This is a genomic window from Dactylosporangium sp. NPDC005572 (assembly GCF_040605515.1).
GTDB lineage: Bacteria > Actinomycetota > Actinomycetes > Mycobacteriales > Micromonosporaceae > Dactylosporangium.
The window spans coordinates 27,786-49,970 of sequence record NZ_JBEXCY010000027.1; the positions used below are offsets into that span (position 1 = coordinate 27,786).

The following is a 22,185-nucleotide window of genomic DNA, read 5'->3' on the forward strand; positions in this document are numbered from 1 at the left end:
CGTCGCGATTCCGGCCGTCGCGATTCCGGCCGTCGCGATTCCGGCCGTCGCGATTCCGGCCGTCGCGATTCCGGCTCGTCGCCCACCCAGGCTTTCGCCACCCTGGTCTTCGTCACCCCGGCCCTTCCCCAACCCGACCCTTCGCCACCCAGGCCTTCGCCGCTCCGGCCCTTCGCCAGCTCGACTCGATACCCGGCCATCCTCGGGTGCGGCGAATTGGCCAATTTTGCCCGTTTCTGCATCGCGTGGTGTGGGTGCGCGAGCGGTCCATGATCAAGGGAAACTTCTGGTCGCTATGACAGCCATATGTTTCCGTCGATCATGGAGCCGGCCTCGATGATCGCTGGTTGAGCGGCTGGACTGCCGGCCGGCGGCCCTGCGCCAGACGGTGCCGGCGGTCATCCTGCACGGGTTTGCGGCTCCGTGGACCAAAACGGCGGGAGCGCGCGGGGGTTACGGGTCGTTTGGGGGTTAATGACCGCGGGGCGTGTCGGTCGGTGTACGGGCGAGTGTCGGGGAGATGATCGTCCGCTTGGGGGCGCAGCGCATAGCGTCACGCGCATGTTTGGATTTGGCCGGAAGCCCGGCGCCAATGCGGTCAGCGCCCGCGGGGAGATCGCCCGCGTCGACTTCGGGCTGCAGAACGTCGATTCGCACGGGAACACCGTTGCTGCCCGGTACACCGTCGGCGTGCAGGTGTTTCCCGACAACGGGGCGCCGTTCATGGCCTCGATCAGTGTCAAGCTTCGCGGGACTGCGGGGCCCATGATCGGGGAGGAGACCTGGGTGCGGTACTCGCCCGACAAACCCGATCGGATCGATTTTGATCGGGAGCGGATCAAAGTGCGTGCCTACGACCGGGTGCGGGCCAATCCTGGGCTCAAGGTTGTCGTAGACACGTTGTACACGCACGGTGACCCGCCGATCAGCGTGATTGCCACGGCGCGCTGACCGCCGCCGGGATGGAACACGCGATCTTGGACCTGTGGTCCCGAATTTGTTCCCTTTATCGGATATTTCCGGGACCATGACTCCAAGATCGGCGAGCCTCGCGCGGCGCGGCGCGGGGCAATGCGCGGCGCGGCGAACGTGGTGGGCGCCGCGCTAGCGGCGGGCGGCGGCGTCCTCCAGGTCGTCCTCGTCGGCGTGGCGCGGGGTGGGAGCCACCGCGACGTCCGTGAGGGCCGCCTCCAGGGCCTCGACCTCGGCCTCCAGCTCCTCCTCCGGAGTGGCGGGGGTCGGGCGGAAGACGAACGTGCGGTACGCCCAGAAGCGGAAGACCATCGCCACCGCGATGCCCACCGCGTTGGCGATGTTGAACGCCAGGCGGTCGTCGCTGTTGTGCTCGCTGAAGTCGAGGCCGTACTTGGCGACCGCGAGCACCGCGCCCTGGATCAGTAGGCCTACGCCGTTCAGTGCGAAGAACAGCGTGTATTCGCGGCGGACCGTGCTGCGGTCGCGGGACTGGAAGGTCCACTGGCGGTTGAGCACGTAGGACGCCGTGGTCGCCACGACGGCGGCGACGATCTTGGCCTTGAGCGGGCCGATCGACAACAGCAGGTTGAGGACCGCGTAGTCGATGACCGTGTTCACGCCGCCGACGGCGGCGAACTTGAACAGCTCGGTCACGAGCGACTGGTAGCGCTCAGGCACGTACCGGTCGCGAAGATTGCTGGCAAGGCGCACCGTGCAACACTACGGGAGGTCGCCAAGCGACGCCCGCCCCACGCGTACCACTGCGGGCCAGGTCACCCATACCTTGTCACCTTCGCAATCACCCCGTTACCGCCCGGGGTCAATCACGCAGCGTCAGGCTCTTTCTTGCGGAAGACGATCTGACGGTACGACCAGAAGCGGAACATCGTGCCCAGCGCCATGCCGACGAGGTTCTTGGCGATGTTGTCGGCGAGCTTGCCCTCGAAGAACGGCCACGCCGCGCCGAGCACGTAGTGGCTGAACCACAGGCAGACCAGCGCGATGGCCAGGCCGACCAGGTTGAACAGGAAGTACAGCGTGTACTCGCGGCGGAGGTTGGTCCGCTCGCGGTCGCGCCAGGTCCAGAAGCGGTTGCCGATGAAAGCGATCGTCGCCGCGACCACCATCGAGATCGTGGCGGCGAGCAGCGGGTAGACGTCGGCGAAGAGCAGGACGTTGAAGATGCTGAAGTCGACGGCGAACGAGATCGCGCCGACCGTGCCGAACTTCCCCAGCTCGTGCACCAGGTGCTCGAACCGCGCGTAGAGGCCGCGCAGGCCGGTGGGCCGTGCCACCGGAACGGCCGTCGGCGAAGACGAGGACGAGGACTGCAACTCCGTCACCTCGCAGAGGGTACGGCACCAGTGACGCCAGCGGGACCGTCCTCGGCCGACCGGACAGTTTGCTCGATGGTGCGCAGTTGACGAAAAGTTCGCGCGAAATTCTGCGAGTGGCTGCGAGATTATCCGGGGTTTGTGCAGCGTTTCACAAGCTCTCACGGTGCCGCAGCCAGCGGGCTGTTTTAGTCTGAGGCAAATCAGCCGTGCAATTCACGACACGCTCGCCCCATCGCGTGTCGCCTTCCGGCATACCCCGGAACGGCTGGGTCAGTGCCGACCACGAGGAGTTCGCCATGTCAGCACCAGCCATAGTCCCCGGTCTCGACCAGGCACCGACGTCGCACCCTCGGCTGCTCGCCTGGATTCGCGAGGTCGCCGAGCTCACCAGACCCGAGCGGGTGGTCTGGTGCGACGGCTCCGAGCAGGAGTGGCGGCAGATCACCGACGAGCTCGTCGAGTCCGGCGCCCTGGTGCGCCTGGACCCGGAGAAGCGGCCGAACTCGTTCTGGGCGCGGACCGACCCCACCGACGTCGCCCGCGTCGAGGAGCGCACCTTCATCTGCTCGGTCGACGAGGCCGACGCCGGCCCGACGAACAACTGGATGGCGCCGGACGAGATGAAGCGGCACATGACGGCGCTGTACGACGGCTGCATGCGCGGCCGCACGATGTACGTCATCCCCTTCTGCATGGGACCGCTCACGGCCGAGCAGCCGATGTTCGGCGTCGAGCTGACCGACTCGCCTTACGTCGTGGCGTCGATGCGGATCATGACCCGGATGGGCAGCGCGGTGCTCACGAAGATGGGCTCCGACGCGCCGTTCGTGCCCTGCCTGCACTCGGTCGGCGCCCCGCTGGAGCGCGGCGCCGACGACGTTGCGTGGCCGTGCAATGACACGAAGTACATCTCCCACTTCCCGGAGACGCGGGAGATCTGGAGCTTCGGGTCCGGTTACGGCGGCAACTCGCTGCTCGGCAAGAAGTGTTTCTCGCTGCGCATCGCCAGCGTGATGGGGCGCGACGAGGGCTGGCTGGCCGAGCACATGCTCATCCTCAAGCTCACCTCGCCGACGGGCGTGGTCAAGTACATCGCCGCCGCCTTCCCGAGCGCGTGCGGCAAGACGAACCTGGCCATGGTCGAGCCGACGATCCCGGGCTGGAAGGTCGAGACGCTCGGCGACGACATCGCCTGGATGCGCTTCGGCGAGGACGGCCGCCTCTACGCGGTCAACCCCGAGTTCGGGCTGTTCGGCGTCGCCCCCGGTACCGACTGGAAGACCAACCCCAACGCGATGCGCACGCTGGCCCAGGGCAACTCGGTCTTCACCAACGTCGCGCTCACCGACGACGGCGACATCTGGTGGGAGGGCATGGGCGAGCCGCCCGCGCACCTCACCGACTGGAAGGGCCAGGACTGGACGCCGGCCGCCGACGGCCCGTCGTCGCACCCCAACTCGCGGTTCTGCACGCCGATCGAGCAGTGCCCGATCCTCGCCGACGAGTACGCCGACCCCAAGGGCGTGCCGATCGACGCCATCCTGTTCGGTGGGCGGCGCAAGACGACGATCCCGCTGGTGACCGAGGCCCGCGACTGGATCCACGGCGTCTACCTCGGCGCGACGCTGTCCAGCGAGACGACGGCGGCCGCGGTGGGCCAGGTCGGGGTGGTGCGCCGGGATCCCATGGCGATGCTGCCCTTCATCGGGTACCACGGGGGCGACTACTTCGCGCACTGGATCGCGATGGGCAAGGGCGTCGACGGCGACGCCAGCAAGCTGCCGCGGATCTTCTACGTCAACTGGTTCCGCCGCGGCGACGACGGCCGGTTCCTCTGGCCGGGCTTCGGCGAGAACTCCCGGGTGCTCAAGTGGGTCGTCGAGCGCATCGAGGGCACCGCGGCCGCGATCGAGACGCCGATCGGCCATGTGCCGACCCCGGACGCGCTCGACGTCGACGGCCTCGACCTGTCAGCCGACGACCTGGCGGCCGTCCTCCACGTCGATCTTGACGAGTGGCGGGCCGAGGTCCCCCAGGTGGCGGAATGGTTCACCAAGTTCGGCGACAAGCTGCCGGGCGTCCTGTGGGCCGAACTGGACGCACTGAAGGCCCGGCTGGGCTGACCGGACACGGAAGGGTGGCCGGTCCGGCAACGGGCCGGCCGCCGATTCGCAACTGTCCTGTGCACGGCTAACGGTGTTGTTTTGCCCGGTAGGTCGCTAGTCTTCTGTGCCGTGGGCTTGCGTGACCTGGTTTATTCGCTGTACGAGAAGCGTCTCGCCCGAAAGCTCGCCGGTAAAGCCAAGCCCGGCCACGTCGGCGTGATCGTCGACGGCAATCGCCGCTGGGCGCGCGAGATGGGTTACGTCGACCCGAACGACGGACATCGAGTCGGTGCGGAGCGGATCAAGGAGCTCCTGCGGTGGTGCGACGGCGCGGCCGTCAAGCACGTCACCCTCTGGTTACTGTCGACCGACAACCTGTCACGCCCGGCGCAGGAGCTCGATCCGCTGCTCCAGATCATCGAGAACCTCGCCGCCGAGCTGGCGGACGAGCGCAACCCGTGGCAGCTACGCATCGTCGGCGCGCTCGACCTGCTGCCCAGCGCCAGCGCCCACGCGCTCAAGGTGGCCCAGGAGAAGACCACCGACCGCAGCGGCGGCGCCCAGGTCAGCCTGGCGGTCGGCTACGGCGGCCGGCGGGAGATCGCCGACGCGGTCCGGTCGCTGCTGCACGAGCACGCCAAGGCGGGCACGACGATCGAGGAGCTCGCCGAGATCCTCGATGTCGACCACATCTCCGACCACCTGTACACGCGCGGCCTGCCGGACCCCGACCTGGTCATCCGCACCAGCGGTGAGCAGCGGCTGTCCGGCTTCCTGCTGTGGCAGAGCGCGCACTCGGAGTTCTACTTCTGCGACGTGCACTGGCCGAGCTTCCGCCGCACCGACTTCCTGCGCGCCCTGCGCTCCTACGCCAACCGCCAGCGCCGCTACGGCGCCTGAGCGAGCAGCTCCCGCAGCAGGCCGGGCACGTCCTCCGGCGAGTCGACGTGCAGGTCGGCCGCCTCGATGAGGGCGTGGCCGGTCTCCGCGTTGGCGACCGCGACGCGAACGGCCAGGAAGTCGGGGTCCTGCGCCGCCCGGGCGTCGAGGGCGGCGAACGCGCGCAGGTCGGCCAGGTCGTCCCCGAAGTACCAGGCGCAGGTCAGGCCCTCGGTCTCCTCGCGCAGGACGCTGCCCTTGTCGCGCTGGCCGGGCGGCTTCAGCTCGAGCACCATCCGGCCGCCCTGGAGGCGCAGCCCGAGCTCGCTCGCGCGCTCCTTGGCCCACTGCTCGATCTCGGGCCCCGTCTGCGGCGCGGTGCGCCAGTGGATGGCCACGGCGATCCGCTTGTACTCCACGAGCGTGCCCGCCGGCAGCTCCGCCCGGGCCCGGTCGGCCAGGTCGCGCATCACGGGGACGAAGGGCGCGGCGCTCGGGTCGGTCTCGACCGGACCGCCGGCCCGCTGCACCTCCAGCCCGTAGAGGCCGAAGACGGCGACGTCGGGCAGGTCGCGGAAGCGGTCCCGGAGGAACTCCGCGGGCCGGGCGGACACGATCACGACCTTGCCGAGCCGGCGGTTGAGCTCGCCCAGCGCCTCGACGATGCCGGGCGCGGGCTGCACGGAGCCTGGATCGTCGCGGATCGGGCCCAGCGTGCCGTCGAAGTCGAAGAAGAAGGCACAACGGCCGGCCCGCGCCGCCGTCGCTGCGAAGATCTCAGGGGCGCCCATGGTGTCCCAGAGTACTGATGAATTTTCGCTACGTGTGGGTAGCTTCGCGTACCTCACAGGACGGGGGTTCACCCTGATTTACCAAACCGATCTAGTGGATCCGGCAAGTACCGGTTAGCGTCAGTGCTGTGGCAGGGGGTTTCCCGGCCATCCGAGGCCCGGACCGCTCGATCACCAGTGAAGCCACGGGGCCCAGCACCCGACCCCGTGCGGGCGTCGGAGGACGCGAGTGCGGGCGGCGAGGTGCCTGCCCCCGGAGATCCCGTGACCGTTCGCCGTAGTCCCTCCGCAGCAGCCCCCTCTCCCCGCGGCCGGGCCCAGAAGGCCTCCGAAGCCAGTCTGGAGCCTGCGCCAGAGCCCGTGAAGGCCGTGCGGCGCAGCCGCAAGAAGGCCGAGCCCGGACCCTCCCGCCGCACGTTCGTGCTGGACACCTCGGTACTGCTGGCCGACCCCGGCGCTTTCCTGCGCTTCGGCGAGCACGACGTCGTGCTGCCGCTGGTCGTCATCTCCGAACTCGAAGGGAAACGGCACCACCCCGAGCTGGGCTACTTCGCGCGGCGCTCGCTGCGCTTCCTGGACGAGCTGCGGGCCAAGCACGGCCGGCTCGACGAGCCGCTGCCGCTGACCGACGCCGGGGGCACCCTGCGGGTCGAGCTCAACCACGCCGACCAGCACGTGCTGCCGGCCGGTTTCCGGGCCGACACCGACGACGCCCGCATCCTCGCGGTGGCGCTCGCGCTGCAGGCCGAGGGGCAGGACGTCCTGCTGGTCACCAAGGACATGCCGCTGCGGGTCAAGGCGGGCTCGGTCGGCCTGGCCGCCGACGAGTACCAGCCCGGGCCGGCCTCCGACGCGACCTGGACCGGCATGGTCGAGCTCGGCATCGGCGAGGACGACGTCAAGCGGCTCTACGCGGGCGAGGCGATCGACGTCGACGGCGCCGGCGACCTGCCGGTGCACACGGGCCTGGTGCTCACCTCTCCCAACGGCTCCGCGCTGGGGCGGGTGAGCACCGACAAGTCGGTGCGGCTGGTCCGCGGCGACCGGGAGGCGTTCGGCGTGCGCGGCCGCTCGGCCGAGCAGCGCGTCGCCCTCGACATCCTGCTCGACGAGTCGGTGGGGATCGTGTCGCTGGGCGGCCGGGCCGGCACCGGCAAGTCCGCGCTGGCCCTCTGCGCCGGCCTGGAGCAGGTCATGGAGCGCCGCCGGCACAAGAAGGTAATCGTCTTCCGACCGCTCTACGCCGTCGGCGGCCAGGAGCTGGGCTATCTGCCCGGCAACGAGTCCGAGAAGATGTCGCCGTGGGCCCAGGCGGTGTTCGACACGCTCGGCTCGCTCGTGCACGACAACGTCATGGAGGAGGTCGCGGCGCGCGGGATGCTCGAGGTGCTCCCGCTGACCCACATCCGCGGCCGTAGCCTCCATGACGCGTTCGTGATCGTCGACGAGGCGCAGTCCCTCGAACGGGGGGTCCTGCTGACCGTGCTGTCGCGCATCGGGACGAATTCTCGGGTGGTTTTGACCCACGACGTAGCACAGCGTGACAACCTCCGGGTGGGTCGGCATGACGGTATTGCCGCGGTGATCGAGGCGCTGAAGGGCCATCCCCTCTTCGCACACGTCACACTCACCCGTTCGGAGCGTTCGGCGATCGCTGAGGTCGTCACGGATCTGCTGGAAGACCTGCCATTCGAGCGTTGATCGATGCCCTAGTTGCGGGAAAGAGCCCGAATTATCACGTGATTAACATCACAGATGACATCGTTTGGGTTCTCACCCCGGAATGCACTAGGCGATGGTGGGTCTCGAGCGCATGACGCCAGGCATGTCGGCATCAGGCGCTCACGGTGCGTCACCGGTCCGGGCGAGTGTGGCTCGTCCGGACCCGGGCCGCACCGGGTCCCTGTCCCCGACGAATGGATATCTTCGTGATCCGGCTGTGGCACCGGGTCGGCATGGTTCGAGCAGGCAGTGCGTTGGGCGTCCTCATCGTGGCGCTCGTGGCCGGGCTCGTGATCGCCAACCGACAGACCCAGCATGAAGCGTCGGCCGATCCCGTTCACGCCGCCGACGCTGCCGCTCTCAAGGATTCGACGCCGTCGGCCACGCCCGCGCCGAGCAGCGCGCCGGCCGACGCTCAGAGCAAGGCGCAGGAGGCCGCGTCCGCGGCTGCCGCGCAGGCCAAGGCCGCCGAGGACGAGGCCCGCCGGAAGGCCGAGGAGGAGGCGAGCCGCAACAAGACGCGCGCGCCCTCGAACTCGCCGCCGAAGTACCCGGTGCCGTCCTCGTGCAACGTGTACTCGGGCAACAAGAAGATCGGCTGCGCTGTGCTGCAGGGCGTCGGCTTCGGGCTCGACCAGATGCCTTGCCTGGAGAAGCTCTGGGACAAGGAAAGCCACTGGACCACCACGGCGCAGAACAAGAGCAGCGGGGCCTACGGCATCCCGCAGGCCTTGCCCGGCAGCAAGATGGCCACCGTCGGCGCCGACTGGAAGACCAACCCGGAGACCCAGATCCGCTGGGGCCTCGGGTACATCAAGGGCCGCTACAAGACGCCCTGCGCGGCCTGGCAGCACAGCCAGAACACCGGCTGGTACTAGAAAAATCGCGCGAATCCCGGCCTTCGGTGCACATCACCGGGGCCGGGATTCTGCTTGAGTGGCGCCATCGGCGTGGACCTGTTACGACAGTGGCGTGAGCCTCGACGACGCCCGGCAGGACGACGCGATGCGCTTCGGCACCGAGGCCTTCTACGCCTCGATCGGCCGGGCGTTCGTCGTCATGTGTGCCTTCGTCCCGCTGCTGTTCGCGATCGAGTTCCTCGATCAGCTCAACAACCACCGCCTCGACCTGGACGGCGGCATCAAGCCGCACGAGATCGACGGCCTCGACGGGATCCTCTTCGCGCCGTTCCTGCACGACGGCTACGAGCACGTGCTGGCCAACAGCACCCCGCTGATCCTGCTCGGCACCTTCGTGCTGGCCGCCGGCACGGCCCGGTTCCTGCTGACGACCGCGTTCATCGCACTGGTCGCCGGGGTGGGCGTCTGGTTCATCGGCGACGCGGGCACCGTCGTGATCGGCGCGAGCGGCGTGATCTTCGGCTACCTCGGCGTCATCCTCATGCGGGGCGTGGTCGACCACAGCCTGTGGCACATCGCGGTCGGCGTGCTCATCGGCCTGCTGTACGGCTGGCAGATCATCGGCGTGCTGCCCGGCGAGGAGGGCATCAGCTGGCAGGGGCACCTGTGCGGGTTCATCGGCGGCCTGGTCGCCGCCGTGCTGTTCCGTCGCCGCAGGCCACGGGCGGTGGAGCAGGCCGACCCTCTGGAACTGGACCCCGAGCCCAGTTGATCGGGAGGGTTGTCGGTTGGTACGCGGCAGCCGTACCGTCACCGGCATGCGGGAAGTCGACCTCGCCATCGTCGGTGCGGGCCCGGCCGGACTGTTCGCGGCCTATTACGCGGGCTTCCGTGGGCTGTCCACCGCCGTCATCGACGCACTGCCCGAGCCCGGTGGGCAGGTCACGGCGATGTACCCGGAGAAAATGATCTTCGACGTCGCCGGCTTCCCGGGCATCCGCGGCCGCGATCTGGTCGCCAACCTCGTCGAGCAGGCCGCGCAGTTCAACCCGGAGTATTTCCTGGGTGTCCGGGCCGACGAGCTGTCCTATGTGGAGGAGCGGCCGGTGCTGGCGCTCTCCGACGGGCAGCGGTTGCGCTGCGGGGCGGTCCTCATCACCGGCGGGCTCGGCAGCTTCACCGCCCGCCCGCTGCCAGCCGCCGCGGAGTTCGGTGGCGCCGGCGTGATCTTCTTCGTGCCGCACCTCGCCGACCTCGCCGGCCACGACGTGGTCATCGTCGGCGGCGGCGACTCCGCGTTCGACTGGGCGCTCGCCCTGCAGCCGATCGCCAAGTCGGTCACCCTGGTGCACCGCCGCGACCGGTTCCGCGCGCACGCCTCGACGGTGGCCAAGGTGCAGACGCTGCCGATCGAGATCGTGGTCAACGCCGAGGTCAGCCGCATCCACGGCAACTCGCGCTGCGCCGGCGTCGAGGTGATCGTCCGCGGCGCCGAGCCCCGGATGCTGCCGGCCGACACGATCGTGGCCGCGCTCGGGTTCACCGCCGACCTCGGCCCGCTGGCCGGCTGGGGGCTGGAGCTCGACAAGCGGCACATCAAGGTCGACTCGACGACGGCGACCAACCTGCCGCGGGTCTTCGCCGCCGGGGACATCAGCGAGTATCCGGGGAAGGTCCGCCTGATCGCGGTCGGGTTCGGCGAGGCCGCCACCGCCGTCAACAACGCCGCGATCATCATCGACCCGTCGGCGCACCTGTTCCCAGGGCACTCGTCCGACAACGGGTAGGCAACCAGCTCACGACCGAGGGCGTGGGGCCGACGGCCGGCTTCGGCCTGCCTACGCCTTGAGGCTGCCGGCCAGCTGCTGGATCTGCTCCTCGCTCGCCCGGCCGACGACGACCACCGTCCGGTCGCCGCTCACCTGGACCAGGGCCCGCTCGCCGGGTCGCGCGTCGCTGTACCACTGCCACTGCACGCCGTTGACGGTCACCGTGCCGGCCTTCTTGGCCTCCTTGGCCACCACGTCGGCGACCAGCACGTCGGTGGGTTTGGCGCTCTCGACAATCTGCATGGCGCCGTCGTCGGGTGCGGTGACGCCGAGGCGGAGCACGTCGTCGGTGTAGGTCGCGGAGGCGATGCGCCAGTCCTTCGGGAGGCCCTCGGGCTTGAGCAGCTCGAACTGCCCGGCGCGCTGGACCGAACCGTAGACCTCGGTCGTGTCCACGGCCGGCGGCTCCTCGTGGCCGAGGAAGCGGTAGAAGACCACCAGGAGGAACACCGGGACCAGCAGGACGATCATGGACAGCGCCATGTCCCGCGGCCGGCGCCCGGCGCGCTGCGGGGGTGCTGCCGCGGTGTCGGTCTCAGCGTCGGTCTTGGTCTCGGCGTCCACCCTCCCATCGTGACCGATCGGGGTTCCACTGCAAACAGTGGGGAGTACAGCATGAAATGGCCCACGCATTGGCGAGCGAACGAGCGTTCAGACGCATGGCCTGACACCATGACGGATACAGCCGTGAACCACGCCCACGCAACGATGCGCGAGGAGTGCCGCAATGAGCCGTGAGATGGATCGCAACCTGGCCCTTGACCTGGTCCGGGTCACCGAGGCGGCGGCGATGGCCGCCGGTCGCTGGGTGGGGCGGGGTGACAAGAACGGCGGCGACGGAGCGGCCGTCGACGCGATGCGCCTGCTGATCAACTCGGTCCCCATGCAGGGGGTCGTGGTGATCGGCGAGGGCGAGAAGGACAACGCCCCGATGCTGTACAACGGCGAGCGCGTCGGCGACGGCACCGGCCCCGAGGTCGACGTGGCCGTGGACCCCGTCGACGGCACGACGCTGATGAGCAAGGGCATGCCCAACGCCCTGGCCGTGCTCGCCGTCGCCGAGCGGGGCGCGATGTTCGACCCGAGCGCCGTCTTCTACATGGAGAAGCTCGCCGTCGGCCCGGAGTGCGCCGACGTGATCGACATCGAGGCCGGCGTCGAGGAGAACCTCAAGCGCATCGCCCGGGTCAAGCGCTCCAGCGTCTCCGAGCTGACCGTCTGCATCCTCGACCGGCCGCGGCACGAGCAGCTGATCCAGGAGGTGCGCCGCACCGGGGCCCGCATCCGGTTCATCTCCGACGGCGACATCGCCGGCGCGATCAGCGCCGCCCGCGAGGGCAGCGAGACGGATGTCCTGATGGGCATCGGCGGTACACCTGAAGGCATCGTCGCCGCCGTCGCCCTCAAGTGCATGGGCGGCGCGATCCAGGCCAAGCTGTGGCCCCAGGACGACGCGGAGCGGGACAAGGCGATCGCCGCCGGCCACGACCTGTCGCGCGTGCTGTACACCGACGACCTCGTCGGCGGCGACAACATGTTCTTCTGCGCGACCGGTGTGACCAGCGGCGACCTGCTCAAGGGCGTCCGTTACCGCTCCGGCGGCGCGTACACCCAGTCCATCGTCATGCGCTCCCGCTCCGGCACGATCCGCTGGATCGACTCGTTCCACCGCCTGGAGAAGCTGCGCGCCTACTCGCTGGTGGACTTCGACGGGACCTTCTCCGAGCCCACCGCGGTGTTGTAGAGCGCCTCGTCGAGCGGCGTGTACGTCAGCCCGAACGTCTCCCTGACCCGCTCGGAGTCGAGCACGAACGGGCGGACGTGCTGGTAGCGCACCTCGAGGAACTCCTTGACGAACTTGTCGGTCAGCGCCGCGGCCCGCACCGCCAGCAGCGGATAGGAGCGCAGCCGCGGCGCCGGCAGCCCCGCCACCTTCGCCAGCCTGGTCAGGATCTCGCGGGCGGTGAGCGGCGGGGCGGTCGGCGCGTGCCAGGCCCGGCCCCAGGCCCGCTCGTCCGGTGCGAGCGCGACCAGCGTGTGGGCCACGTCGCCCACGTACGTGTAGGAGTGCGGAACGTCCAGCGCCCCCGGCACCCAGGCCGTCTTCCCGGCGCGCATCGCCGGCAGCGCCATCTCCATGATCGTGTACCGCGGGCCGATGTAGTCCGACGCCCGCACCTCGAGCGTCCGGATCGGCGCGGCCAGCGCCTCCTGCCACATGGCCACCCGCACGCGGCCCTTGACGCTGGTCGCCGCCAGGGGCATGTCCTCGGTCATCGGCCGGTCGACCGGGCCGTACCCGTACAGGTTCCCGGTGATCGCCAGCACCGCGTCGTTCTCCTCGGCCGCCACGATCATGGACCGCGAGATCGGCGGCCACTCCTTCGGCCACGCGTGGTACGGCGGGTTCACGCAGTTGTAGATCACCGTCGCCCCCTTGGCGACCCTCCGGAACGCCGCCGCGTCCGAGACGTCAGCCGCGACCCGCTTGACCAGCGGGTGCACCGGCCCGCTGCCGCTCCTGGTGACGACCGTCGACGGGGTCCCGCCCGCTGCCAGTTCTTCGGCGATGGCGGTACCGATGGATCCGGCTCCGACGATGACGTGCATTGCTGGCCTCCGATTTGTGTGAGCAGTGCTCTCGATTCAGAGCATAGGACCGAGAGCAGTGCTCACGCAAGAGAGCATGCGAAGATGGAGGCATGAAGGCGACCTCACTGCGGGCCCGGGTCCGGGCGGAGATGATCGACGAGATCAAGGAGATCGCGCGGCAGCATCTGGCGACGGACGGCGCGAACCTGTCGCTGCGCGCCGTGGCCCGCGACCTGGGGATGGTGTCGTCGGCCGTCTACCGGTACTTCGCCAGCCGGGACGACCTGCTGACGGCGCTGATCCTCGACGCGTACAACGCGCTGGGCTCGGCGGTGGAGGAGGCCGAGGGGCAGGTGCCGCGGGAGGCGCTGCACGACCGGTGGATGGCGATGTGCACGGCGGTGCGGACCTGGGCGGTGGCGCACCCCCACGAGTACGCCCTGATCTACGGCAGCCCGGTCCCCGGCTACCGGGCGCCGCAGGACACGGTGGCGGCCGCGACGCGGGCGGTGACGGTCCTGGGCACGATCGTCCAGGATGGTGCCGTGTCGGGCGCGATCCCGGACAACGACGACCCACTCCCCGGCGCGGAGGTGGAGCACGACATCCGCCGCATCAGCGGCGCGATCTCACCCGACGCCCCGCTGCGGGTCGTGGCCCGGGCGCTGTCGGCCTGGGTGATGCTGTTCGGCCAGGTGAGCTTCGAGATCTTCGGCCAGCTCCAGAACACCGTGACGACCCCGGCCGCGCTCTTCGACCACCAGATGCGGGCCCAGGCCCGCTACATCGGCATCCCGCCGGCCCCGCCCGCTACGAGGACGGAGTGAGGCGGGCGCGGGCGGCGTCCAGCCAGCGCTGGCAGACGACGGCGAGCTGCTCGCCGCGCTCCCATAAGGCCAGGGACTCCTCGAGCGTGGTGCCGCCCGACTCCAGCTTCTCGACGACGGTGGCGAGCTCGGCGCGGGCCTGCTCGTACGACAGCTCGGGGCCGTCCGTCTTCGGCTCGGTCATCTCCGCCTACTCCTTCGACAGCAACAGCACCGAATCGGTGCGCCGGTAGCCCACGCTCGAACAGACCCGCTCCTGCGCGTCACCGCCGGGGGTCAGGAACACCAGTGTCGCGCCCGCGGCGTGGGCAGCTCGGGTCAGGTGCGGGGTCAGCGCGCCGCCGATGCCGCGGCGCTCGTGTTTCGGCCGGGCCGCGATCCCCGCCACCTCGCTGATGCCGTCGCGCACGGCGATCGCGACGCCGCCGCCGACCGGCTCGCCCGACACGCCGGCTGGGTACTCCAGGCGGGGCTGCCGGTCCCGACTGCGGAACGCCTCGACGTCGCCGGGGTCGTGCCCGCTGATCGTCAGGGTGAACAGCCCGGCGCGCAGCACCTCGTGCCCGTGGCCGGCACTCGCCGCCAGATGCTCCTGGACGCGCTGCGACACGACGCCCTCTCCCCCCGGTGTCACTCGTTGACAGTTGCGGCCAGCTCGCCGTCGGCGAGCCGGATGCGGAGCTGGTCCTTGGCTGACACGGCGCCCGGCGCCCGGACCACGGCGCCGTCCTCGCGCTGGACGATCGCATAGCCGCGCTGGAGCGTCGCCGACGGCGACAGCGTGCGCAGGCGGGCGAGCGTGTGCCCGAGCTCGGCGCCGGCCCGGTCGAGGCGGTGGCTCAGGTTGCGGCTCGCCCGGTCGCGGAGCGCGGAGACCTCGGCGGCGCGGCTGTCCACCATGGTGAGCGGCCGGGCGATCGACGGCCGCGACCGGATCAGGTCGAGCCGGTGCTGCTCCCGGTCGAGCAGCCCGCGCAGCGCCCGGTCGAGCCGCTGCTTGGCCTGGCCGATCAGCCGCAGCTCATCGTTGAGGTCGGGCACGATCCGCTTGGCGGCGTCGGTCGGCGTCGACGCCCGCACGTCGGCGACGAAGTCGACGAGCGGGACGTCGGTCTCGTGCCCGACGGCGGACACGACCGGCGTCCGGCAGGCGAACACGGCCCGGCACAGCGCCTCGTCGGAGAACGGCAGCAGATCCTCGGTCGAGCCACCCCCGCGCGCGAGCACGATCACGTCGATCGTCTCGTCGCGGTCGAGCACCGCCAGCGCGTCGATGATCTGCGGCACCGCCGACGGCCCCTGCACGGCCACGTTGATCACCCGGAAGTCCACGGTTGGCCAGCGGCGCCGCGCGTTGGTCAGCACATCCCGCTCGGCCGCGCTGGCCCGCCCGGTGACCAGCCCGACCCGGGCCGGCAGGAACGGCAGCCGCCGCTTGCGCGCCCGGTCGAACAGCCCCTCGGCGGCCAGCAGCTTCTTCACCTGCTCGAGCCGGGCGAGCAGCTCACCCAGCCCGACCTGCCGGATCTCGTCGGCCCGCAGGCTCAGCGACCCGCGGGCCGCATAGAACTCCGGCCGCGCGTGCACGACGATCCGCGCCCCGTCGGTGAGGTTGGGCGCCCCGAGGTCGACCACGTCACGGTTGGTCGTCACGGTCAGGCTCAGGTCGGCGGACGGGTCGCGCAGGGTGAGGAACACGGTGTTGGTGCCCGGGCGCCGGGTGATCTGGGCGACCTGCCCGTCGACCCAGATCCAGCCGAGCTTGCCGATCCAGGCGCCGATCTTCTGGCTGACCACACGAACCGGCCACGGCTCGTCGCTCGTGGAGGCTGGCTGCTGCGGCGTGGTCATAGCGACACCCTACGCACCCGGTCTGACAGTTTCTGCTCAGGCGACTCCGTCCCACACCCGAACACAACGCTGTTCGCCCTCAGCCGCGGCCGCTGCCTACACGGCGCCCGTGCTCGGGCACGGTTTCCCTGCACGCGGCGCGACCGGCGCGGCGTCGGTCATCCGCGGAGATACTCCAGCACCGCCCGCACGCGGCGGTGCTGGTCGTCGTCGTTGGCCGGCAGGTCGAGCTTCGCGAACACGTTGCCGATGTGCTTGGCGACGGCCGCGTCGGTAACCGTGAGCGTGCGGGCGATGGCCGCGTTGGACCGGCCCTCGGCCATCAGCCCGAGCACCTCCCGCTCTTTGGGCGTCAACCGGGCCAGCGGGTCCCGCCGGCGCCCGAGCAGCTGCCCCACCACCTCCGGGTCCATCACCGTGCGCCCGGTGGCCACCTGCTCGACCGCGTCGGCGAACTCCGTGACGTCGCCGATGCGGTCCTTCAGCAGATAGCCGACGCCGCCGCGCCGCGCCGACTCCAGTAGTTCCTTCGCGTAGGTCTGTTCGATGTACTGACTGAGCACCAGCACCGCCAGCTGCGGATGCGCCTTCCGCAGCGCGATGGCCGCCTGCAGCCCCTCGTCGCTGAACGTCGGCGGCATGCGGACGTCGGTCACGACGAGATCGGGCCGGTGCTCCTCGACGGCGGCCGTCAACGCCGCGGCGTCGCCGACCGCGGCGGCCACCTCGTGGCCGAACCGGGTCAACAGTCCGGTGATGCCCTCCCGGATGAGCACGCCGTCCTCGGCGATCACAATTCGCACGGAATCTCCACATGCACCACCGTCGGCCCGCCTGGCGGACTGGCCAACGCCACCTTGCCGTCAATGGCCGCGACCCGGTCGACCAGCCCGGTGAGGCCGGTGCCACGCGCCGGATCCGCGCCGCCCTGCCCATCGTCGCGCACCTGCACGCTCAGCCGCCCGTAGCGCACCGACGCCGCCACCTTCGCCCGCTTGGCGCCGCTGTGCTTGGTGACGTTGGTCAGCGCCTCGACCACCGCGAAATACGCCGCGACCTCCACGTGCTGCGGCAGCCGGTCCGGCAGGCTCAGGTCCAGGTCGACCGGCAGCACCGCCCGGTCGGCGACCTCGTGCAGCGCGGCATCCAGCCCCCGGTCGGTGAGGATCTTCGGATGCACCCCGCGGATCAGCTCCCGCAGGTCGTCGAGCGCCTCCCTGGTCAGCCGGTGCGCGCGCTCGACCGACACGGCGGCCGGTGACCCCTCGGGCAGCTCGAGCCGGGCGAGCCCGAGCTCGATGTTGAGCGCGACCAGGCGCTGCTGCGCGCCGTCGTGCAGGTCGCGCTCGATCCGCCGCCGCTCGATCTCGAAGGCGTCGACCAGCCGCGCGCGCGACCGGTTGAGCTCGATCATCCGCGGGTCGTCGTCGCGCGGCCCGAGCACAGCGCGGGTGACCGCGGCCCGGGCGACGGCCCAGGCGATCAGCCCGTAGGCATACAGCACCGCGACGACGAACCCGAACGCCGACATCGACAGCGTCCAGACCAGCGGCACGTCATCGATGTAGAACGGCGCGAACCACAGCGCGAACAACGCATACACGCCCAGGGCGATGACGATCGAGTCGAGCCAGCACATGATCGAGACCAGCGCCATCGCGTAGCCGAGCTCGCGCCAGGTCGCCGCCTCCTTCAGCCGGAACCAGACCCACGTGCGGAAGCCCGGCTCGTCCGGCGCGCGGTGCGGGTCGGGCAGCTCCTCGCTCTCGACGAGGGTGATGCGCCACCGCTCGATCCGGGCGACGGCGACGCCGGACAGCGCGATCGCCACGAACGCCGCCAGCCCCACCACCACGACGCTGAACAGCGTGCCCAGCACGAGCAGCGCCGTGAGCACCCCCAGGGTGGCGAGCCCCAGCACGGCGCTCGTGGCGACATAGGCGAACCCGCGCCACGGCCATCGCGACGTGAGGAGCTTGGTGGGGCGCATATGCAGCGCTTCGAAGGCGGATCGGACTGGCACAGACGCGACGGTACCGCCGGTGCGGGGCGGGCACAGTAGAGCAGGGTCTACTGAAAAGAGTCGACTCTGCTCGACTGTGCCCGCGCCTCGGAACGGGTTTGCTCGAACCCGTGACAACGACACTGCAGACCCGCCAAGCCGTCGAGCTGTGGTCCGTGACCCGTCGCTTCGGCGCCGGCGAGCACACGGTGACCGCGCTCAACCACATCACCGTCGGGTTCGCCCCGGCGAGCTTCACCGCCGTGATGGGCCCGTCCGGTTCGGGCAAGTCGACGCTGCTGCACTGCGCCGCCGGGCTCGACCGGGTGACCGAGGGGCGGGTGCTGATCGACGGCGTCGACCTCACGCCCCTGTCCGAGAAGGCGCTGACGCGGGTGCGCCGCGAGCGGGTCGGGTTCGTGTTCCAGGCGTTCAACCTGGTCGGCGCGCTGACCGCCGAGCAGAATGTCGAGCTGCCGCTGCGCCTCGCCGGCCGGCGGGCCGCCGCCGGCCAGGTTCGCTCGATGCTGCGGGAGGTCGGCCTCGCCGACCGGGCGACGCACCGGCCGAGCGAGCTGTCGGGCGGCCAGCAGCAACGGGTGGCGATCGCCCGTGCGCTCGTCACCGAGCCGGCCGTGCTCTTCGCCGACGAGCCGACCGGAGCGCTCGACAACACCGCCTCGCGCGAGGTGCTGCGGCTGCTGCGATCGGCCGTCGACCGGCACGCGCAGACGGTCGTCATGGTGACCCATGACCCGCTCGCGGCGGCGCACGCCGACCGGGTGCTGTTCCTGGCCGACGGTGCGATCGTCGACGAGCTGCGGGAGCCCCGCGGCGCCGAGCAGATCGCGTCCCGGATGGCCCACCTGGAGACGAGGGGCCTCGGATGATCCTCGCCAAAGAAATGGTCCGGCACCGCTGGGCAAGCTTCCTCGGCACGTTCGCCGCCCTGGCCGTCGGCGTGGCGGTCATCTCCGGCAGCCTCGCGCTGTGGGCGTCCGCGCAGCCGCGCACGCCGAAGCCGTTGGCGGCGGCCGAGGTGCTGATCGCGTCGCCGAGCTACGACCCGCCGGAGGGCGGGTTCCCAACCTATCGCCCGTGGTCGCCCGAGGAGGTCGACGAGCTGGTCGCGCGGGCCGGCCGGGCGGCCGGGGTGGCGGCCGCGATCCCCGACCGGACGTTCTACGTGCAGCGGCTCGTCGACGGCAGACCGGTCGGCAACGCGCGCGACGCCGTCCACAGTGGACGGGGGTGGGCGTCGGCCGGCCTCAGCCCTTACCAACTGCTGCAAGGGAGCGCGCCGGACAGGCCCGGCGGGGTCGTGGTCGACGCCGCGCTCGGGGTGCCGGTCGGCGGGCAGCTGCCGGTCCTCACCGCCTCGGGACCGGCCACGTGGACGGTGACCGGGACGATCGACGGGCCGGGGCTGTATGTCGACGATGCGACCGCCCGGTCGCTGGCCGGCGGCGTCACCGTGATCGGGCTCCGGCTCACGCCCGGCGCCGATGCGGAGCGCGTGGCCGAAGGGCTGGGGCTCGGCGCGCTGGGCGAGCCGCTGACCGGCGCCGAGCGGTCTGCTGCCGAGCCGGCGCAGGATACGCGGACACGCTGGCTCGGGGCGCAGCTGATCATCGCGACGGTGCTCGTAGGCGGGTTCGTGGCGGTATTCGTCGTGGCCTCCACGTGCGCGTTCAGCGCGGCGCAGCGGCGGCGGGAGATCGGGCTGCTGCGGGCGATCGGGGCGACGCCGGGGCAGGTGCGGCGCCTGTTGCTGGCCGAGGTGCTGCTCGTCGCGCTGGGCGCGGGCGTGCTCGGCGCGGTCGGCGGGGCGCTGCTGGCCCCGCTGCTGGAGGGGCCGTTCGTGGCGGTCGGGCTGGAGCCGGCCGGGTTCCGGGTCGGGCTGTCGTGGTGGGCGATGGCGGCGGCGCTGGCCGCCGGGATGGTCGTGGCGGCGCTCGGGGTATGGATGTCGGCGCGGCGGGCGAGTCGCGTGCCGGCGCTGGACGCGCTGCGCGAGGCGGCTGCGGAGAAGCGGCCGATGACGCTGTCCCGCTGGATCTTCGGCGGCCTGGGCGTCGTGGCCGGCGGCGGGCTCGCGGCGCTGCTGCCGGGATCGACCGCGGAGCAGAAGCCGACGATCGTGCTCGGCTCGGCGATGGTGCTGCTGGTCGCGGCCGCGCTGCTGGCGCCGGCCGTGGTGGTTCCGCTGGTCCGGCTGGTGACCTGGCCGTTCCGGCGGGGCGCCACGGGCATGCTGGTCCGCGAGGGCACCACGGTGGCGGCGCGGCGGGTGGCGTCGACGGCCGCGCCGGTGCTGGCGGCGGTGGGGTTCGCCGTGTTGCTGGTGGGCACGTTCCAGACCGCCAACGAGGCCGTCGGCATCGAGGACACCGCGAAGATCCCCGAGCGGGCGGTCGCCGCGCCCGCGGCGGCGGCGCCGGGCCTGACCGAAGCGGCGGTGCATGCGCAGCGGGGGCGGTCGGAGCTGTCCAGCGTGGTGTACCTGGCGTCAGGCGAGCCGATCCGGGCGACGGGGTCGGCCGAGGTCGACGGGCTGGTCGTGGCACCGTCCCTGGGCTGGCGGGTCGGGGAGTCCGTGGCGCTGCGGTTCGTGGACGGCACGGTGCAGCCGGTGACGGTCGCTCAGGTGAGCGACGAGGTGTTCATCGACACGGTCGTGCTGCCCCGGGCGCTCGTGCGGACGCACGATCCGACGGCGCTGACCGAGGTGGTGTACCTGGCCGGGCCGTTCACGCCGGTGGCGGGGGCGGAGGAGCTGACGGCCAGGGCGTATGTCGAGCGTCAGGCGGCCGAGGAGGGCGACCTGATCAACCTGTTCCTGGCGGTGCTGCTCGGGATCTCCGTCGGGTATACCGGGCTGGCGGTGGCCAACACGCTGCTGATGGCGACGTATGGGCGGCGGCAGGAGTTCGTCACCCTCCACCGCACCGGTGCGACGACGGGGCAGACGTTACGGGTCGTCGTGGTCGAGGCAATGGTCGCGGTGGCGGCGGGGACGCTGCTGGGGCTCGCGGTGGCAGTGCCGGCGCTGTTCGAGGCGCGGGCCGGGCTGGCCGAGGAGATCGGGGCGGATGTGACCCTGGTCATGCCGTGGGGCACGCTCGCGGCGGTGGTCGGCGTGTGCGGTGGGCTGGCGGTGACGGCGAGCGCGCTGCCGTTCCTGCGGCGGGGCGGGCTGCCGCTCTTGCGGCGAGGCGGTTCGGCGGCGGGGGCACGTACCATGGCGGGGTGACTGGTTCGAAGCGTGTCCTGCTTGCCAAGCCGCGCGGCTACTGCGCCGGCGTGGACCGAGCGGTCCAGACCGTCGAGGAAGCGCTCAAGCTGTACGGCGCGCCGATCTACGTCCGCAAGGAGATCGTGCACAACAAGCACGTCGTGAGCACTCTGCAGGCGAAGGGCGCGATCTTCGTCGAGGAGAACGACGAGGTGCCGGAGGGGGCGATCGTGGTGTTCTCGGCCCACGGGGTCGCGCCCGAGGTACACGACCAGGCGAAGTCCCGTTCGCTGAAGGCCATCGACGCGACCTGCCCGCTGGTGACCAAGGTCCACCAGGAGGCTCGCCGGTTCGCCGCCGAGGACTACGACATTCTGCTCATCGGTCACGAAGGGCACGAAGAGGTCGTCGGCACGACCGGTGAGGCTCCGACGCACATCCAGCTCGTCGACGGGCCGGACAGCGTCGACAAGGTCACCGTCCGTGACCCGTCGAAGGTGGTCTGGCTGTCGCAGACGACGCTGTCGGTGGACGAGACGCTGGAGACGGTCGCGCGGCTCAAGACGAAGCTGCCGCTGCTGATGTCGCCGCCGAGCGACGACATCTGCTACGCGACGTCGAACCGGCAGGACGCGGTCAAGGCCATGGCGCCGAACTGCGACCTGGTGCTCGTCGTCGGCTCGCAGAACTCGTCGAACTCGCAGCGGCTGCGCGAGGTCGCGGTCGACGCGGGGGCCAAGGCGGGCTACCTGATCGACTACGCCAGCGAGATCCAGGACGAGTGGCTCACCGGCGCGACGACCGTCGGCGTCACGTCGGGCGCGTCGGTGCCGGACGAGCTGGTGATGGAGGTGCTCGACTTCCTCGCCGAGCGCGGGTTCGGCGACGTCGCCGAGATCACCACGGCGCAGGAGAAGCTGGTGTTCTCCCTGCCGCAGGAGCTCAAGCGCGACATGAAGGCCGGCGCCGCCGCCCGCGCGGCCGAGGTTGCCAAGACCCTGAGCTGACCGCCTCGGCCGGAGCGCCGTCGGGGACACGGAAGCCGGGAACACGCGGGCCGGCGCCCAGAGCGGGCCGGCGCCCAGAGCGAGCCGGCCGGGCAGGTGAGTGCGCCCGAAGCGAGCCGTGTCCAGACGCTGAAACCAATGCGAGCCGAACCCCTGTGCGGGTTCGGCTCGCG

The 22,185-nt window shown here is 70.9% G+C and carries 22 protein-coding genes; 12 read left to right on the forward strand and 10 right to left on the reverse strand.

Annotated features, from left to right (window positions below):
* Positions 1 to 561: 561 nt before the first annotated feature.
* A complete protein-coding gene (locus ABZS66_RS16285) occupies positions 562 to 951 on the forward strand; it encodes a hypothetical protein (protein ID WP_354758242.1) in 390 nt (129 codons plus the stop codon).
* A gap of 153 nt (positions 952 to 1,104) precedes the next feature.
* Here the strand turns inward: ABZS66_RS16285 and ABZS66_RS16290 are convergent, their stop codons facing one another.
* Positions 1,105 to 1,686 carry a GtrA family protein gene (locus tag ABZS66_RS16290; protein WP_354758244.1) on the reverse strand — a complete coding sequence of 194 codons (582 nt, stop codon included), beginning with the start codon at positions 1,684 to 1,686 and terminating at the stop codon, positions 1,105 to 1,107.
* A 113-nt stretch (positions 1,687 to 1,799) separates the two neighbouring features.
* Positions 1,800 to 2,318 (reverse strand): GtrA family protein, encoded by a 519-nt coding sequence (locus tag ABZS66_RS16295; protein WP_354758246.1) that lies wholly within the window; start codon positions 2,316 to 2,318, stop codon positions 1,800 to 1,802.
* A gap of 290 nt (positions 2,319 to 2,608) precedes the next feature.
* On the opposite strand from ABZS66_RS16295, the gene ABZS66_RS16300 reads away from it, so the two are divergent.
* Together ABZS66_RS16300 and ABZS66_RS16305 are read left to right on the forward strand one after the other, a co-directional pair.
* The gene (locus ABZS66_RS16300) at positions 2,609 to 4,435 is read left to right on the forward strand and encodes a phosphoenolpyruvate carboxykinase (GTP) (RefSeq protein ID WP_354758248.1); all 1,827 of its coding nucleotides are present in this window, start codon (positions 2,609 to 2,611) and stop codon (positions 4,433 to 4,435) included.
* 111 nt (positions 4,436 to 4,546) lie between these two features.
* Positions 4,547 to 5,317, forward strand: coding sequence for an isoprenyl transferase (locus tag ABZS66_RS16305; protein WP_354758249.1), 771 nt, complete (start codon positions 4,547 to 4,549; stop codon positions 5,315 to 5,317).
* On the opposite strand, the gene otsB is transcribed toward ABZS66_RS16305, so the two are convergent.
* Positions 5,305 to 6,087, reverse strand: a complete 783-nt coding sequence (otsB, locus tag ABZS66_RS16310; RefSeq protein ID WP_354758251.1) for a trehalose-phosphatase — start codon at positions 6,085 to 6,087, stop codon at positions 5,305 to 5,307. The two genes, ABZS66_RS16305 and otsB, sit on opposite strands and share 13 nt — an antisense overlap.
* Before the next feature lie 264 nt (positions 6,088 to 6,351).
* On the opposite strand from otsB, the gene ABZS66_RS16315 reads away from it, so the two are divergent.
* The 4 genes from ABZS66_RS16315 (at position 6,352) to ABZS66_RS16330 (ending at position 10,456) form a co-directional block, all read left to right on the forward strand.
* Complete coding sequence (locus ABZS66_RS16315; RefSeq protein WP_354758253.1) at positions 6,352 to 7,788, forward strand: PhoH family protein; 1,437 nt, start codon at positions 6,352 to 6,354, stop codon at positions 7,786 to 7,788.
* Between the two features lie 215 nt (positions 7,789 to 8,003).
* Entirely contained in the window at positions 8,004 to 8,687 is a 684-nt protein-coding gene (locus ABZS66_RS16320; protein WP_238008088.1) for a lytic transglycosylase domain-containing protein, read from the forward strand.
* Positions 8,688 to 8,814: 127 nt separating this feature from the next.
* Complete coding sequence (locus tag ABZS66_RS16325; RefSeq protein ID WP_354758350.1) at positions 8,815 to 9,441, forward strand: rhomboid family intramembrane serine protease; 627 nt, start codon at positions 8,815 to 8,817, stop codon at positions 9,439 to 9,441.
* Positions 9,442 to 9,487: 46 nt separating this feature from the next.
* Positions 9,488 to 10,456: an NAD(P)/FAD-dependent oxidoreductase gene (locus tag ABZS66_RS16330; protein ID WP_354758255.1), complete on the forward strand. Its 969-nt coding sequence runs from the start codon at positions 9,488 to 9,490 to the stop codon at positions 10,454 to 10,456.
* Between the two features lie 51 nt (positions 10,457 to 10,507).
* On the opposite strand, the gene ABZS66_RS16335 is transcribed toward ABZS66_RS16330, so the two are convergent.
* On the reverse strand, positions 10,508 to 11,062 hold the full coding sequence (locus tag ABZS66_RS16335) for a DUF4245 domain-containing protein (RefSeq protein ID WP_354758257.1): 555 nt from the start codon (positions 11,060 to 11,062) through the stop codon (positions 10,508 to 10,510).
* Between the two features lie 163 nt (positions 11,063 to 11,225).
* Here ABZS66_RS16335 and glpX point away from each other — a divergent pair, with 163 nt between their 5' ends.
* Positions 11,226 to 12,242: a class II fructose-bisphosphatase gene (glpX, locus tag ABZS66_RS16340; protein WP_354758259.1), complete on the forward strand. Its 1,017-nt coding sequence runs from the start codon at positions 11,226 to 11,228 to the stop codon at positions 12,240 to 12,242.
* On the opposite strand, the gene ABZS66_RS16345 is transcribed toward glpX, so the two are convergent.
* Positions 12,188 to 13,108, reverse strand: coding sequence for an NAD-dependent epimerase/dehydratase family protein (locus ABZS66_RS16345; protein WP_354758261.1), 921 nt, complete (start codon positions 13,106 to 13,108; stop codon positions 12,188 to 12,190). The two genes, glpX and ABZS66_RS16345, sit on opposite strands and share 55 nt — an antisense overlap.
* 92 nt (positions 13,109 to 13,200) lie before the next feature.
* Here ABZS66_RS16345 and ABZS66_RS16350 point away from each other — a divergent pair, with 92 nt between their 5' ends.
* Positions 13,201 to 13,917, forward strand: a complete 717-nt coding sequence (locus tag ABZS66_RS16350; protein ID WP_354758263.1) for a TetR/AcrR family transcriptional regulator — start codon at positions 13,201 to 13,203, stop codon at positions 13,915 to 13,917.
* Here the strand turns inward: ABZS66_RS16350 and ABZS66_RS16355 are convergent.
* The 5 genes from ABZS66_RS16355 to ABZS66_RS16375 form a co-directional block, all read right to left on the reverse strand.
* On the reverse strand, positions 13,901 to 14,101 hold the full coding sequence (locus tag ABZS66_RS16355; RefSeq protein ID WP_354758265.1) for an exodeoxyribonuclease VII small subunit: 201 nt from the start codon (positions 14,099 to 14,101) through the stop codon (positions 13,901 to 13,903). The genes ABZS66_RS16350 and ABZS66_RS16355 overlap by 17 nt on opposite strands.
* Positions 14,102 to 14,107: 6 nt before the next feature.
* Positions 14,108 to 14,527, reverse strand: coding sequence for a GNAT family N-acetyltransferase (locus tag ABZS66_RS16360; protein WP_354758267.1), 420 nt, complete (start codon positions 14,525 to 14,527; stop codon positions 14,108 to 14,110).
* Positions 14,528 to 14,547: 20 nt separating this feature from the next.
* Complete coding sequence (gene xseA, locus ABZS66_RS16365) at positions 14,548 to 15,768, reverse strand: exodeoxyribonuclease VII large subunit (RefSeq protein ID WP_354758269.1); 1,221 nt, start codon at positions 15,766 to 15,768, stop codon at positions 14,548 to 14,550.
* Between the two features lie 158 nt (positions 15,769 to 15,926).
* The gene (locus ABZS66_RS16370) at positions 15,927 to 16,571 is read right to left on the reverse strand and encodes a response regulator transcription factor (protein WP_354758271.1); all 645 of its coding nucleotides are present in this window, start codon (positions 16,569 to 16,571) and stop codon (positions 15,927 to 15,929) included.
* Complete coding sequence (locus tag ABZS66_RS16375; protein WP_354758273.1) at positions 16,559 to 17,791, reverse strand: sensor domain-containing protein; 1,233 nt, start codon at positions 17,789 to 17,791, stop codon at positions 16,559 to 16,561. The genes ABZS66_RS16370 and ABZS66_RS16375 overlap by 13 nt, the downstream gene beginning before the upstream one ends.
* Positions 17,792 to 17,901: 110 nt before the next feature.
* On the opposite strand from ABZS66_RS16375, the gene ABZS66_RS16380 reads away from it, so the two are divergent.
* From ABZS66_RS16380 to ABZS66_RS16390, 3 genes are read left to right on the forward strand one after another with little or no spacing between them, the layout of a single operon-like run.
* Positions 17,902 to 18,660 (forward strand): ABC transporter ATP-binding protein, encoded by a 759-nt coding sequence (locus ABZS66_RS16380; RefSeq protein WP_354758275.1) that lies wholly within the window; start codon positions 17,902 to 17,904, stop codon positions 18,658 to 18,660.
* The gene (locus tag ABZS66_RS16385) at positions 18,657 to 21,023 is read left to right on the forward strand and encodes an FtsX-like permease family protein (RefSeq protein ID WP_354758277.1); all 2,367 of its coding nucleotides are present in this window, start codon (positions 18,657 to 18,659) and stop codon (positions 21,021 to 21,023) included. The genes ABZS66_RS16380 and ABZS66_RS16385 overlap by 4 nt, the downstream gene beginning before the upstream one ends.
* The gene (locus ABZS66_RS16390) at positions 21,020 to 22,012 is read left to right on the forward strand and encodes a 4-hydroxy-3-methylbut-2-enyl diphosphate reductase (protein WP_354758279.1); all 993 of its coding nucleotides are present in this window, start codon (positions 21,020 to 21,022) and stop codon (positions 22,010 to 22,012) included. Before ABZS66_RS16385 ends, ABZS66_RS16390 begins: the two co-directional genes overlap by 4 nt.
* Positions 22,013 to 22,185 lie beyond the last annotated feature (173 nt).

Coding starts and splice junctions, on each gene's coding strand:
- glpX (WP_354758259.1), top strand. CDS start 11,226: ATGAGCCGTGAGATGGATCGCAACCTGGCCCTTGACCTGGTCCGGGTC.
- ABZS66_RS16385 (WP_354758277.1), top strand. CDS start 18,657: ATGATCCTCGCCAAAGAAATGGTCCGGCACCGCTGGGCAAGCTTCCTC.
- ABZS66_RS16355 (WP_354758265.1), bottom strand. CDS start 14,101: ATGACCGAGCCGAAGACGGACGGCCCCGAGCTGTCGTACGAGCAGGCC.
- ABZS66_RS16325 (WP_354758350.1), top strand. CDS start 8,815: ATGCGCTTCGGCACCGAGGCCTTCTACGCCTCGATCGGCCGGGCGTTC.
- ABZS66_RS16285 (WP_354758242.1), top strand. CDS start 562: ATGTTTGGATTTGGCCGGAAGCCCGGCGCCAATGCGGTCAGCGCCCGC.
- ABZS66_RS16345 (WP_354758261.1), bottom strand. CDS start 13,108: ATGCACGTCATCGTCGGAGCCGGATCCATCGGTACCGCCATCGCCGAA.
- ABZS66_RS16300 (WP_354758248.1), top strand. CDS start 2,609: ATGTCAGCACCAGCCATAGTCCCCGGTCTCGACCAGGCACCGACGTCG.
- xseA (WP_354758269.1), bottom strand. CDS start 15,768: ATGACCACGCCGCAGCAGCCAGCCTCCACGAGCGACGAGCCGTGGCCG.
- ABZS66_RS16330 (WP_354758255.1), top strand. CDS start 9,488: ATGCGGGAAGTCGACCTCGCCATCGTCGGTGCGGGCCCGGCCGGACTG.
- otsB (WP_354758251.1), bottom strand. CDS start 6,087: ATGGGCGCCCCTGAGATCTTCGCAGCGACGGCGGCGCGGGCCGGCCGT.
- ABZS66_RS16350 (WP_354758263.1), top strand. CDS start 13,201: ATGAAGGCGACCTCACTGCGGGCCCGGGTCCGGGCGGAGATGATCGAC.
- ABZS66_RS16320 (WP_238008088.1), top strand. CDS start 8,004: ATGGATATCTTCGTGATCCGGCTGTGGCACCGGGTCGGCATGGTTCGA.